The organism is Psychrobacter sp. H27 (assembly GCF_059072655.1).
Genome location: NZ_JCACRX010000001.1, coordinates 2,357,653 through 2,370,744 on the forward strand (window position 1 = coordinate 2,357,653; position 13,092 = coordinate 2,370,744).

Annotated in this window: 11 protein-coding genes; 10 read left to right on the plus strand and 1 reads right to left on the minus strand. The window is 45.1% G+C overall.

Translation table 11 applies throughout. From position 1 onward, the window contains the following. The first annotated feature begins 92 nt into the window (after positions 1–92). From AC5JPY_RS09665 to AC5JPY_RS09695, 7 genes are all read left to right on the plus strand, one after another. Entirely contained in the window at positions 93–1,022 is a 930-nt protein-coding gene (locus tag AC5JPY_RS09665; RefSeq protein ID WP_443525385.1) for an ABC transporter substrate-binding protein, read from the plus strand. 634 nt (positions 1,023–1,656) lie between these two features. Next, positions 1,657–2,391 carry an ABC transporter permease gene (locus AC5JPY_RS09670; protein ID WP_114701215.1) on the plus strand — a complete coding sequence of 245 codons (735 nt, stop codon included), beginning with the start codon at positions 1,657–1,659 and terminating at the stop codon, positions 2,389–2,391. A gap of 12 nt (positions 2,392–2,403) precedes the next feature. Next, the gene (locus AC5JPY_RS09675) at positions 2,404–3,129 is read left to right on the plus strand and encodes an ABC transporter permease (protein ID WP_443525387.1); all 726 of its coding nucleotides are present in this window, start codon (positions 2,404–2,406) and stop codon (positions 3,127–3,129) included. 91 nt (positions 3,130–3,220) lie between these two features. Continuing rightward, positions 3,221–3,937, plus strand: a complete 717-nt coding sequence (locus AC5JPY_RS09680) for a fumarylacetoacetate hydrolase family protein (RefSeq protein WP_443525389.1) — start codon at positions 3,221–3,223, stop codon at positions 3,935–3,937. A 369-nt stretch (positions 3,938–4,306) separates the two neighbouring features. Beyond that, positions 4,307–6,514: a PhoX family protein gene (locus AC5JPY_RS09685; RefSeq protein ID WP_443525391.1), complete on the plus strand. Its 2,208-nt coding sequence runs from the start codon at positions 4,307–4,309 to the stop codon at positions 6,512–6,514. A 284-nt stretch (positions 6,515–6,798) separates the two neighbouring features. Further along, the gene (locus tag AC5JPY_RS09690; RefSeq protein WP_443525393.1) at positions 6,799–8,292 is read left to right on the plus strand and encodes an esterase/lipase family protein; all 1,494 of its coding nucleotides are present in this window, start codon (positions 6,799–6,801) and stop codon (positions 8,290–8,292) included. Positions 8,293–8,340: 48 nt separating this feature from the next. Further along, entirely contained in the window at positions 8,341–9,003 is a 663-nt protein-coding gene (locus AC5JPY_RS09695) for a hypothetical protein (RefSeq protein WP_443525395.1), read from the plus strand. A 115-nt stretch (positions 9,004–9,118) separates the two neighbouring features. Here AC5JPY_RS09695 and hslO read toward each other — a convergent pair whose 3' ends face one another. Then, positions 9,119–10,099, minus strand: coding sequence for an Hsp33 family molecular chaperone HslO (gene hslO / locus AC5JPY_RS09700; RefSeq protein ID WP_443525397.1), 981 nt, complete (start codon positions 10,097–10,099; stop codon positions 9,119–9,121). A 407-nt stretch (positions 10,100–10,506) separates the two neighbouring features. Here hslO and AC5JPY_RS09705 point away from each other — a divergent pair, with 407 nt between their 5' ends. The 3 genes from AC5JPY_RS09705 (at position 10,507) to AC5JPY_RS09715 (ending at position 12,989) form a co-directional block, all read left to right on the plus strand. Beyond that, positions 10,507–11,478 carry a glutamate/aspartate ABC transporter substrate-binding protein gene (locus tag AC5JPY_RS09705; protein WP_443525399.1) on the plus strand — a complete coding sequence of 324 codons (972 nt, stop codon included), beginning with the start codon at positions 10,507–10,509 and terminating at the stop codon, positions 11,476–11,478. Between the two features lie 99 nt (positions 11,479–11,577). Beyond that, on the plus strand, positions 11,578–12,324 hold the full coding sequence (locus AC5JPY_RS09710) for an amino acid ABC transporter permease (RefSeq protein ID WP_319051089.1): 747 nt from the start codon (positions 11,578–11,580) through the stop codon (positions 12,322–12,324). Continuing rightward, positions 12,321–12,989, plus strand: a complete 669-nt coding sequence (locus AC5JPY_RS09715) for an ABC transporter permease subunit (protein WP_319051088.1) — start codon at positions 12,321–12,323, stop codon at positions 12,987–12,989. Before AC5JPY_RS09710 ends, AC5JPY_RS09715 begins: the two co-directional genes overlap by 4 nt. Positions 12,990–13,092 lie beyond the last annotated feature (103 nt).

Consider the following 13,092-nt stretch of genomic DNA (forward strand, 5'->3'; position numbering starts at 1 on the left):
GACGAGGCGGCAACTGCCTAAAAGGACGTCTAGCGAGTGGACGGTTGTTCCTCAAAAGTACGTTATTTAACCAAGAAAACTCAAGGATGATCATGAGCAACCATTGTGCCTCAGCCCGTGCCACGATTGGCAAATCTGTTATGAGTACCATAACGACCAGTCGTCTATCTGTACCGTTGTTTGCATTAGCGACTGCTTTTGCAGTCACTGGGTGTAGCAACAGTCAAGACAATGCAAGCGATACCAATCCAGAGGCGACCGACAAAGCAGTAGTCACGAAGGAGGACGTATTGCGTATCGGTACTGAAGGGGCGTATGCGCCTTTCAACTATACCAATGCGGATGGGACACTTGGCGGTTTTGATGTTGAGATAGCAGAGGCGCTCTGCGCGGATATGCAGGTGACTTGTGAGATTGTAGCGCAAGACTGGGACGGTATTATCCCTGGTCTAAAAGCAGGCAAGTATGATGCGATTGTGGCGGCGATGTCGGTCACACCAGAGCGCGCAGAGCAGGTAAGCTTTACCGATCCGTACTTCAGTAATGCTTTGGTTTTTTTAGCCAAAAAAGACAGCAGCTTCGACCCCAGCAATCCTAGCGATATTGACGCTAATTCGATTGCCGCACAGCGCTCGACTATCTCATCACAGTGGTTTGAAGATACTTACCCGCAAGCTGAGATGAAGCTTTATGATACGCTGAGCAATGCATTTTTGGATCTCGGTTCAAACCGCGTCGATGCCATGATCTCTGATAAGCTGCCAGCGATAGAGTGGCTCAGCTCACCTGCTGGTAGCAAGTATGCGCTAAAGGGTGATGAGATTGATATCAATGACAACTTTGCCATAGCGGTACGTCCAGGCGACCCGCTACAGGCAAAGATCAATCAATCTTTAGCCAATATAAAGGCTAATGGTACATACGATAAAATCAATCAGAAGTACTTTGCGGTACCAGCAGCGGAGGCGAGCACGGTCAGTACAGAAGCTACTGAACAGTCAGCGGTAGCAGACGCTAGCTGATGTCTAATAGCAATAAAAAATACTGATTCAAAATTATTGATTCAAAATTACTGTTTTGATTCACAAAAGGATATCGCTGTCATGGCGATGTCCTTTTTTATCAATTCCTAAACCTACTCTATGCTCATAGCATAGTCATCGTTATTCCCCATCCGCTTTACTCAAATTTAGTCAGTCTTTTTCCTGGTTATCAGTCCAAGTGTCTGTTTAGGTACGGTTTAGGCACAGCTTTTACGCGTCAGTATTAACATCACGGCGAGTGAATATGATAAAATCAGCGCTCATTTCTACCGTGTCAATTATCGTAGCGCTAATCGTATTCTTCTGACGTCGTTTTTTGACGCCGACCATCCCTATTGATTTGGTATAAAATACGGTGTTTCGCCGCGTTCAGCTATTGATGCTGATTCTTTTAACTCATATTTTGCTAGGGCGTGTCTTCATTTTAAAAATGGTAATAAAAATGAGATAAATTGCAGTCAAACAAGGAAAATAGCGCAAATAATATCGAGATATTAGTCAGCTATTTGACGCCGTTTGGCAAGATTTAGCCGTTTTTAAACCATTTAGATATCTATCGATTGAACTGAAGACATGCCCTAATTGCTAATATAAAGAGACTGAGTGGATAATCGTGTTTGACTTACAAGGATTTGGCGCGCTTTTATTAAGCGGCGCTACCGTCACCATACAGCTTGCCGTGACCAGTTTAATTATTGGTCTGGGCTTAGGCTTGCTTGGCGCAACCGCAAAGATGTCTAACATCTGGTTACTGCGTAAGCTTGCGACTGTCTATACTGCGACGATGCGCGGTATTCCTGAGCTGTTATTGGTGCTCTTTATTTATTATGGCGGCTCTATATTATTGATGAGCATCCTCAAAAAGTTCGGCTATAACGACTATGTCGAGATCAGCGCTTTTTGGGGCGGTGTTATGGCGTTGTCTATTGCTTTTGGTGCCTATGCGACTGAGATTTTTCGCATGTCCATCCAAGAGATTCCGGTAGGTCAGCGCGAAGCGGCGCAAGCGATTGGTATGCGTCCTTTTCAGACGTTTTATCGCATTACGTTGCCGCAGGTATGGCAGATTGCACTGCCTGGTCTGGGGAATTTGTTTTTGGTATTGCTCAAAGATACGGCATTGGTATCGGTCGTGGGTCTCAAGGACATTATGTATCAGTCTTCACGAGCAGCGCAGTCAACACAGCAGCCATTTACCTTTTATATGGCAGCCGCGATTATTTATTTGGGTCTGACCATGTTGATTACTGGCTTTATGATGTGGCTTGAGTGGCGCGCCAATCCTGCGGCACGCTATGCCAAAAAGATAAGCCGTCAATCCACTCACAGTCAATCGACCATAGGGTAGAGGAGAGATACTATGGATTGGAATTGGCAGGTCATTTTTGATCATATCCCTGACTTACTAGGCGGCGCGGTATTGACCGTACAGCTGGTTGTGATCTCAGGTGTTATTGGGTTGCTCTTCGGCTTGGTTTTGGCATTGTTACGCCTGTCGAAAAACTGGCTCGTACAGATAATCCCGTTTTTATATATCTTCTTCTTCCGTGGTACGCCGTTGCTGGTACAGATATTCCTGATTTATTATGGTTTGGGTCAGTTCGAGGCGGTGCGTGAGTCGTTTTTATGGGAGCCAGTGCTTAGCCAAGCATACTGGTGTGCCATCATTGCCTTTACCCTCAATACCAGTGCCTATCTTGCAGAAATTATACGCGGTGCGATTCAGACGATACCCGTCGGTGAACTTGAAGCCGCTGATGCCCTTGGGATGTCAAAATGGCAGAAGCTTACACGGGTTACCTTACCGCGTGCGTTTGGTATCGTGATACCTGCTTACAGTAACGAAGTTATCTTTATGCTAAAAGGTAGTGCCTTGGCGTCGACGATTGCATTGATGGATATCACGGGTGTTGCTCGTACGATTAGTGCACGTACCTATACCTTGATGGAGCTATTCTTTGCCGCGGGTATCGTTTATCTATTGCTGTCATGGGTGATCTTATTTAGCTTTAGATTGTTTGAAAAACGCATGAATCGTCATACCAGTTATGTGCCACCAGATGTGGTGACCAATACGATTCCATAGTTAGCTACTGATTATTAAAATCATTAAGGTCACAGTACACAAGACAGTATGGATTGCTGAGAAGTATCCGTCATTTACAGGGAGAGTCTAGATGAGCCAATCACCACATGTGTCGTTAGCAAATGCTATTGCAGCGGGTGTCAATCAAGAGCAAAGCGTTAATAACCATAATGATAGTCTACGCGCTACTATTGGTAAAGTAGTTTGTGTAGGTCGTAATTATGCGGCGCATGCTGCAGAGTTAGGCAATGAGGTGCCGTCATCGCCAATACTATTTATGAAGCCAGCGTCTTCGGTGGTTTCTATGCGTAGCGATGTGATCCGACCCAATCCAGAGCAGTTTGGCGAGACGCATTATGAAACTGAGCTATGCATTCAGCTATCCGCTGATTTGTCTATGGCGACGATTGAGCAGGCGCAGCAAGCAATCGGCGGAGTGACATTAGGTTTGGATTTAACCTTGCGCGATTTGCAAAGCAAGTTAAAAGAAAAAGGTCATCCGTGGGAGCGTGCCAAATGTTTTGATGGGGCATGTGTGCTTGCTGATTGGCTTGACCCACAGGCGTTTGGCAATCTTCAAAATGTACAGTATCAGCTGACTATCAATGATAAATTAACTCAAGATGGTGATAGTGCTTTGATGCTGTTTCCCGTCTACGAGTTACTGGTCAATATCAGTCATGCCTTTAATTTGCAAGCAGGCGATGTGATTATGACTGGCACACCAAGTGGCGTAGGCGTTTTGCAAGCAGGGGATAAGCTTACCCTCACGTTGGGCGCTCATGAGTGGACATCGCCAGTACGATAGGCTTGCTAAGATAGCTGAAGCCATTATTTACAATAATATCTTGTAACAACGGCTAGCAATGACAGCTCGTAGTAACACATATCAAAAACCCTAAGCAATCGCTCGGGGTTTTTTGCGTTTGCTCTTTATATTTTGTGCTCTTTATATTAAGCCTGATTATTACACTATTTTATCTGCTTGATGGTTCTTATTGGCTCAATTGTTCTTAGTTGTCATCGAGCCGACAATTGTCATTATTTTGTCATCTATCGTTCAGCGTGCTGTCATAAAGGATCAGTAGACTTAAGCGGAATTCGTATTTTTGTGGTTGTAATTGCAACGCCGCGACCCACCCTCCGCCAATCTAGCCTAATAGCAAGGTGACTGATAATGACATTATTGAACAATGAGCGAACGCTTGCCCACGAAGTGGTTGAAGACTCAAACCCTACTAACAATACTGACTTTCAGACGATTATTAATCGTCGATTGAACCGCCGAAGCATCCTAAAAGGAGGCACAGGATTGACGGCTGCTGCGTTTTTTGGCGCACTACCATTGGTTGGTTGTAGTGATGATGACGACGGTAATATTATAGGCAGTGACAATAACGCCGCTATCCCTGCACAAGGGGATTTGAGTCGTCCGGATACGTTGAAGTTTGAGGCAGTCGCGCACTCAACTGCGAATACTATGACGGTAGCAGCAGGCTACACCGCTGAGATGATCTTGCCGCTTGGCACACCGCTTATGTCGGGTATTGAGGATTGGAAAGACAACCGCGAACAGTCTGCCGAATCATTTGAGTGGCGCATGGGCGATAACCACGACGGGATGTGGTTCTTTGGCAAAAAAGGCAATGCCTATGACGCCAAAGCTTCAGAAAATAGCCTATTGGTCATGAACCACGAATACGTCAACAGCAGTGAGCTCAGTCCTTTTGGCTATTATGTCACTCAGGATAATGATGCGGCACCTATCTTCAAAAACCGACGTCTTGCAAGCGACGTGCGCCGCGAGGTTAACTGTCATGGTGTCTCAGTGGTTGAGCTCACTCGCCGTGCGGATGGCAACGGCTATGAGATGGTAGCAAACTCAAAATACAACCGCCGTATTACCAGTAGTACGACTGCGCAATTAGCAGGTCCTGTAGCAGGCTCTGATCTGGTCAAAACCAAGTTTGATCCAACAGGCTTTCAGACTCGCGGTATCAACAACAACTGCGGTGCAGGACTGTCACCTTGGGGTACTTATCTGACTACCGAAGAGAACTTTTTGGGAGTGTTCGCCCGTGGACAAGATGCCAGCCAATTGAGTACTGGTGATAATTACGGTCGTGAGCGCTATGGTGCGACAGAGGACTTCCCAGGCTGGGAGTATCTATGGCATACCCCAGATGCAAATGACGCTAAGATAACAGACGAGTTCTCACGCTGGGATATGACGGCCGTCGGTGCCAGCGCCGCTGAGGATTATCGCTATGGTTTCAACACTTTTGGTTATATTACCGAGATTGACCCATTTGACCAAAACTCTGTACCGCAAAAACGTACTGCCCTAGGCCGTTTCGCTCACGAAAACTGTGCCTATGCCCCTGTAGAGCAAGGCAAGCCAGTGGTGTTCTATATGGGTGATGATGCGCGCGGCGAGTATATCTATAAATTTGTATCTACAGCAGTCTGGTCAAACTCAGATATCGGTGGTGGATTAGCAGCAGGTGATAAGTATCTCAATGACGGGACGCTATACGTCGCGATCTTCAATGAAGATGGTAGCGGCGAATGGAAAGCACTGGTTCATGGTCGAAACGGTTTAGATGTGTCTAACAGCGTATTACCGTTTAACGGACAAGATGAGGTGCTCGTATTTGCTCGCGCGGCTGCTGACGCGCTGAACGCTACTAAGATGGATCGACCTGAATGGGTATCGGTCAGTCCGATGACAGGCGATGTCTATGTGACATTGACCAATAATAAATATCGCGGTGTGCGCGATGATCAGCCTGTCTCAGCATCTAATCCTCGCAGTTATAATAATGATGGCAATGACAATGGTCATATCATTCGCTGGGCAGAAGCGGGTGGCGATCATGCTGCAACGAGCTTTGAGTGGGATATCTATCTGTTTGGTGCGCCAAATGATCTGTCAGCAGAAAACCTATCTGGGCTGAATGACAACAACGATTTTTCTTCACCTGATGGCTTGTATTTTGATCCACGCGGCGTCTTATGGATTCAGACAGATGATGGCGCTTATACTGATACCAGTAGCTGCATGCTGCTGGCCGCACTACCGGGTGAGGTCAGTGATGGATCGATGACCACCACATCAGCAGGGCAGTCAACCCGAGTGGGCACATCTGCCAGTAATGACAATATCAAACGTTTTTTTGTCGGTCCTGAGGGCTGTGAAGTCACAGGCATTACTATGGCACCAGATTTCAAAACCTTGTTTATTAATATTCAGCATCCAGGCAATACGTGGGGTGCGGTGGCTGGTGGCAATATTCCTCGTTCCGCGACTGTAATGATCACACGTGATGATGGTGATGTCATACTGGCAGAATCATTCGATGAGACAGATAGCTCGGCGCAATAAGCGAAAACAGTGATGCAAAACAATCAGATAGAACAGTCAGATAAATAATGGTCTATCGTATAGACAAAAGTACTAGAACTATATAAAAAATCCCAAGTCATGGCTTGGGATTTTTGTTTGGGTGTATATGCTGAATAACGCTTTTATGATGACAAAGCCACCGTTTATCATCTATATCTCTCTTTTGGTCACTAATGGACGCTGAAATCAAATCATTCGCTTCTATTTGCGACAGTTAAAGGATAGTATGGAAAACTATCCTTATCGCTAAATGTGTCAATATTATGAGCAGCCAAAATTTGTTTTATAACCCTAGTGTTAGTGACAGTAGCGCTCAAAATGATAGCAATTATACTCGCAATCACCATGAACTTGATGCGCATTTTTTCTCAGATGCTAGCGTACCGCTGCATAGTGATTGGTATGAGCAGATAGATCAGCTCGAAGCAATCGATATGGATGAGCTGGTCAAGTTATTAGCAGACACAGACGACGGCAACGAAGCCGTCAAAAAACCTGTCTCTTTGGCAGATTTTTTTGAAGGGTTGGCGCAGCTTGCAACCATGGGTGTGGTCGAGATCACTGAAATAGTTGAGGCTATCCACCGTGAGGTTATCTTGCGTCCGATGGGGCGATTCAATGATAAACATTTAAATAAGTGGCAGCGTGGTTTTACTGGACGCATCTATGGCACGATACGCCATATCATGCTAATGGTCGGTAATAATCTAGCCTCTGTCCTACGAATATACAAAAACTTCATCGTCCAAAAAACGGCTCAACCATTACCTGACTCATTAAAAAAATTGGTCAATGTCATCAACGGCGTCATGGGCGATCATTTGGTCAACAATCAAAACGCACTCGCTGTTCCGATGATGTTATACAACAAAGATGGCAGTCCCCAAGAAGAGGTGCTATCTGGACGTATCGTTATCTTTTGCCATGGTTTGTGTATGAGCCATTTGAGCTGGCATGCACAAGAAAATAACAACCTAGGGGATGCGGTACATGTCAGTCAGCCTGATACTACCGTGCTGTACTTAGATTACAATACAGGGCGACGTATCTCACGTAGCGGTCATAAGTTCTCTCAGCTACTACAGGACTTGGTCGATGATAACCCAGATATCAGTCAGATAGATTTGGTTGGTCACAGTATGGGTGGATTAGTTTCCCGTAGTGCGCTGTTTTATGGTGAGCAAGAGCGCTTGGGCTGGATAAAGCGCGTGGGTAATCTCATCACCCTAGGTTCACCGCATCACGGGGCAGTGCTTGAGCGTATCGGTAATTATGTACAGGACATCATTGCCAAGTTGCCATTTGCAGGCTCACTTGCCAAACTCGGTGACATGCGTAGTGCTGGCATCATTGATCTACGTCACGGCAGTATTCGTGATGCTGACTGGCAGGCATTAGAGGGACGCAGTGTATTACCACAAGATTTCCGCCATCCTGCGCGTCTGCCAAGCGGGATTAAAACCTACTTTGTCGCTAGTGCTTTGCTCGAGACGCATTATGATTCTAAAGTGACCGATCTGCTAGGTGATAGTCTGGTCTCGGTGGCATCAGCGCTGGGTGAGGATGATGCTGAGCATGCTTTGTTTGTGCCAGATGGTCACAAAGCGATATTTTATGGTGTGAACCATATGAACTTAATTCATAGTAGACGGGTGCGTGAGCAAGTCGTTGAATGGCTGTTCGACAACGGTCGAAGTGACTATGCCGGACGTCCTCGCATACATTCTTATCCTAGAAGTTTGGCTGTGGCGGTGTAGAGAACAGTGAGGATCATTTCGAGTTATCTGCGTTATGTGTACTGCGCAATGACGTTTTTATCATTCAAGAAAGGCTTATTGAGAAATTTGTTCTTGCTACTAGGCGGTGCGCTTATAGTCACTAGTTGTGCCAAGCCAAATGTACATGACCCTAACGCTCAAATTAAAGTAGATGTAGATGGTGACAATTATCTCATTCCCTTAAACCATATTGTCAGACCAGATACGGGTAGTTATGCCAGTTTTGAGGCGGATATGGGTCATGGTTATTTCTTTTGGCCTAGCGGTCGTGGCCTTAATAATAGTGATAAAAATCCAAATGTCTTTGATTATGACAATAATATTATAGAGTTTTACTGGGCAGCTAAAAACTCGAAAATTGAAGGTGCTGATATACCGACTAGAATAGAAAATATCAAGCATGAAGAGAGTAGAGATGTTGATAAAGATGCTTATGAACTAGAAGCATATATCGGATCAGGCGACAATCCCTTTATATACTATATAGGAAATATCTATCTAAACTCACCTTTCATGATTCGCTGTATGCCTACAGTTAATGAAGACCAGGATAGAATGTGCCAAATGGAGTATATGTACCCTGAGTACAATAACTATGTAAGACTTCAGTTTTCAAAAAAACATTTAGCTGACTGGCAGGCAATCAATACCATGGCGATTGATTATATGAAAAAATGGCATCAAGACTAAAGGTAATTCAACGTAAAAGCAGTCATATACTTTCAAAGTTCTAAAAATAAAAACCCCTCAAGCATGACGCTTGAGGGTTTTTTTATGAATACTGATTTATAGTAGGTAAGAAAACCTACTCAGCAAATATTGCTGCTACATCATCTTTATCAAAGGTATAGATTTCACCGCAGAATCCGCAATCCATCTCAAACGTGCCGCCTTGCTCATCGATAATATCTAACGCTTCTGCCTCACCGATTTGCTCGATTGCCATCTCGCATTTTTCGCGTGAGCAGGTACACCCAAAGGCTAGGGGAGCAGGCTCAGGGGCGACGATGTTTTCTTCATGATATAAGCGATAGAGTATCTCATTGGCATCCAGCGTCGTCAACTCTTCCGCCTTAACCGTACGCGTCAGCACGCTCAGACGAGTCCATAAGTCATCATCGATACCGGCATCTTGGTTTTGCTCAACTTCAGATGTTTCTTCAGCAGTACGCGGTAGCATCTGTACCAATATACCACCCGCTTGTAGGCCATCAGATGCCAAGTTGATCAATGTCGGAATCTGTGCCGATTGCTTTTGATAATGCGCCAAGCAGTCTGCCAGGTTGTCATGGCTACGCTCAACGATACCTTGGTACGGCTCACCGCCATCAGGTTGGATATTGATAAACAATACGCCTTGCCCCATCGCGCCCAGCTCAGCAAAGGCGTCTTTGGCATGAGTCATATTGTCCCACGCTTGTACTTGCTCATCTGTCTCACCTTTCCAGCTGGCAAGCGCACGGATGATACCGTCTTGATCGCATTCTGCCATTGCCCAGTTCAGTAGGCTGTCACTGTCTGACGACTGCAATTGAATAGATAAGCGACCGTTGATTTTGACTGTACTGATTAGCAAACTTGCGGCCGTCAACATCTCACCCAACAAGCGTTTGATGGCTTCGGGATAGGGCTTTTGAGCAATGGTGCTTGCATAGCTGCGTGATAGGCGCACGACGTCGCCGCGCACTGGAGAGTCTTCAATAAAGAAACGTTGGCGAATGTCGTTACTACCATGAGTGTCAGTAGTTTGGCTGTCCGTATTTGGGACTTGGATATCTTGTGTCATAAGTCATTTGTAGTATAAGGAAGTTGTTTGCTTTATGGGGATTGCTACCGATTTATCAATTGTATTTATCATACTGCGATGACCAGCTTGAATAGCAAAAGCCGATAAACGGTCTAAATAATAAGTCTATATCTATACAAGCTTTTATTGATCACAGTCTATATAGCCTTTATTGGTTCGAGTTTATAACCTTATAGAAGCAGTAAATCACTGGCGTTTAACCAAAGTATAGATATAGATTCTCTCGAAAAAAATTCACCATCGAGTGCAATTTTGTTGTACAGTAACATTAAATTGCATTGTGATAAACAACAGCAACAACCGTACGGATGCGGCGCAGTTAGGTCGTCCAATTAGACCTATGTCGTCCAAGCACTCATTAATCTTGTGATAAAAGGATGTATTTCATGACCTACTCATTTTCTAAACCGTTGACTTTGGCAGCCTTTATGGTACTTGGCTTAGCGGGTTGTAGCAACAGCAGCGACACGAGCACTGAAGCGCCAGCAGATGATGCAACCGCGACAGAAACCATGAATGGTACGCTACAAAAAATCAAAGACTCGGGTACCATCGTTGTCGGTCACCGTGACTCCTCTATCCCGTTTTCTTATATTGCTGATGACCCTAACCAGCCTATCGGTTATGCACATGACCTAGAAATGAAGGTAGTCGAAGCCGTCAAGCAAAAGCTAAACATGCCAGACCTCAACATTCGTTATAACTTGGTGACCTCACAAACCCGTATCCCACTGGTACAAAACGGTACGGTAGATTTTGAGTGTGGCTCAACCACCAATAACGAAGAGCGCCAAAAACAAGTGGCATTCTCTAACGGTTTCTTTGAAATTGGTACACGCTTATTGACCAAAAAAGACTCTGGCATTCAAGACTTTGAAGACCTAAAAGGTCAGACTTTGGTGACCACGGCAGGTACGACGTCAGAGCGCTATATTCGTCAGTACAATGATGACAATCAAATGGATACCAATATCATCTCAGCAAAAGATCATGGCGAAGCTTTCTTGATGCTAGAAAACGGCCGCGCTGATGCCTTTATGATGGACGATGTACTGCTCGCTGGTGAACAAGCCAAAGCAAAAAATCCTGATGAGTGGGTTATCGTTGGTGAGCCACAGTCGTTTGAGATTTACGGTTGTATGATGCGTAAAGACGATCCTGAATTCAAAGCAGTGGTTGATGAAGCATTGACCAATGTCTTTAGCTCAGGCGAAATCAATAGCATTTATGACAAATGGTTCTTGAACCCAATCCCGCCAAAGAACGTCAATCTAAACTTTGAGATGTCAGACAACCTAAAAGCGTTGATTGCCAATCCACATGACAGCGCTCAGCCAAAAGTTGCAACGGCTCAGTAACGCTCATTGTCCCTCAATATAGCTTGCCTATACGCTCAGATAGCTTGTGATGCTGCCTGTGACGTTTAGGCTTATCAATCGCTGCTCGGAGAGACAACCATGAATTATAGCTGGAACTGGGGTGTGCTCTTTGAGCAGACTGGTATCGGTAACGAGCTTTATATCCATTGGATGATTACTGGTCTAGGCTGGCTGCTATTGATTGGTAGTATTGCCTGGACCATCGCTATGGTCGTCGGTACCATCTTTGGTATCATGCGTACGCTGCCCAATAAGACTGCTCGTACCATTGGTACGGCATATGTGACGTTTTTTCGTAATATTCCACTATTAGTCCAGTTGTTCTTTTGGTTTTATATTGCACCTGGCTGGCTCACGCCAACGATACAAGAATGGTGGTACAAGGAGCTGTCTCCGAATACCTCAGCCATGCTATCAGCCAGTATCGGTCTGGGTCTATTTACCGCTGCTCGTATCGTTGAGCAGGTACGTACAGGTATTGAGTCGCTGCCTGATGGGCAGATCAATGCAGCTTATGCACTAGGGTTTAGTATTCCGCAAGTCTACAAAGAAGTACTACTGCCGCAAGCCTTTCGTATTATTTTACCGCCGCTCAGCTCTGAGCTGACCAACTGCTTTAAAAACGCATCCGTGGCCTCGCTTGTTGGGGTGATGGAGCTGATTAGTCAAACCAAAACCATCAGCGAGTACACCCAAAACAGCATTGAGATTTATACCTATGCGACGATTATCTACTTGGTTTTCAATCTGTCCTTGATTGCTATTATGGGACTGATTGAGCGTAAATTGCGCGTGCCTGGACTCATTGCAGGAGGTCAGAAATGAATATGACCGAATTGGCAACCGCCTATCCTGGTTTGATGGGCGGCATGATCACCACCTTAAAAGTGCTGTTTTTGGCTATTTTGGGTGGTATCAGTCTAGGAACTGTATTGGCATTGATGCGCTTATCAGGCATCAAAGCGCTTGAGATTCCAGCGAAGCTATACGTCAATTACTTCCGTTCTGTACCACTGCTACTTGTCCTACTGTGGTTTTATTTTGCGGTACCGATGATTTATCTGGGGGTAACAGGCAAGTACTTGCAACTTGATGCTGCTTTTGCGTCTTGTGTGGTTGCCTTTATGATGTTTGAGGCTGCTTACTTCTCAGAAGTGGTACGTGCTGGTATCCAATCGATTGGCAGCGGACAGGTCAATGCTGCCAAAGCACTAGGCATGACATATAGACAAACCATGAGTCTGGTTATTTTGCCGCAAGCCTTTCGTAAGATGCTGCCACTGATTTTGCAGCAGTGTATTATTCTATTCCAAGATACCACACTGGTATTTGCGATTGGTTTGACAGACTTTTTCCGTGCCGCATACGTTCGCGGTGAGCTTATGGGATTACTCACACCTTATATCTTAGGTGCTGGTGCTGTCTATTTTGTGATTAGCTTGAGTGCCTCTATTGGGGTGCAGCGTATTCAAAAGCGTCTGCGGTTCTGATGTGGTACTTGATGTGATTTTTTAGATGATGACGTCTTAAATAACAGTTATCAAAAATAACGTGGTTAGGAGCCAGTGATGAACACAGCGGATACATACTTAA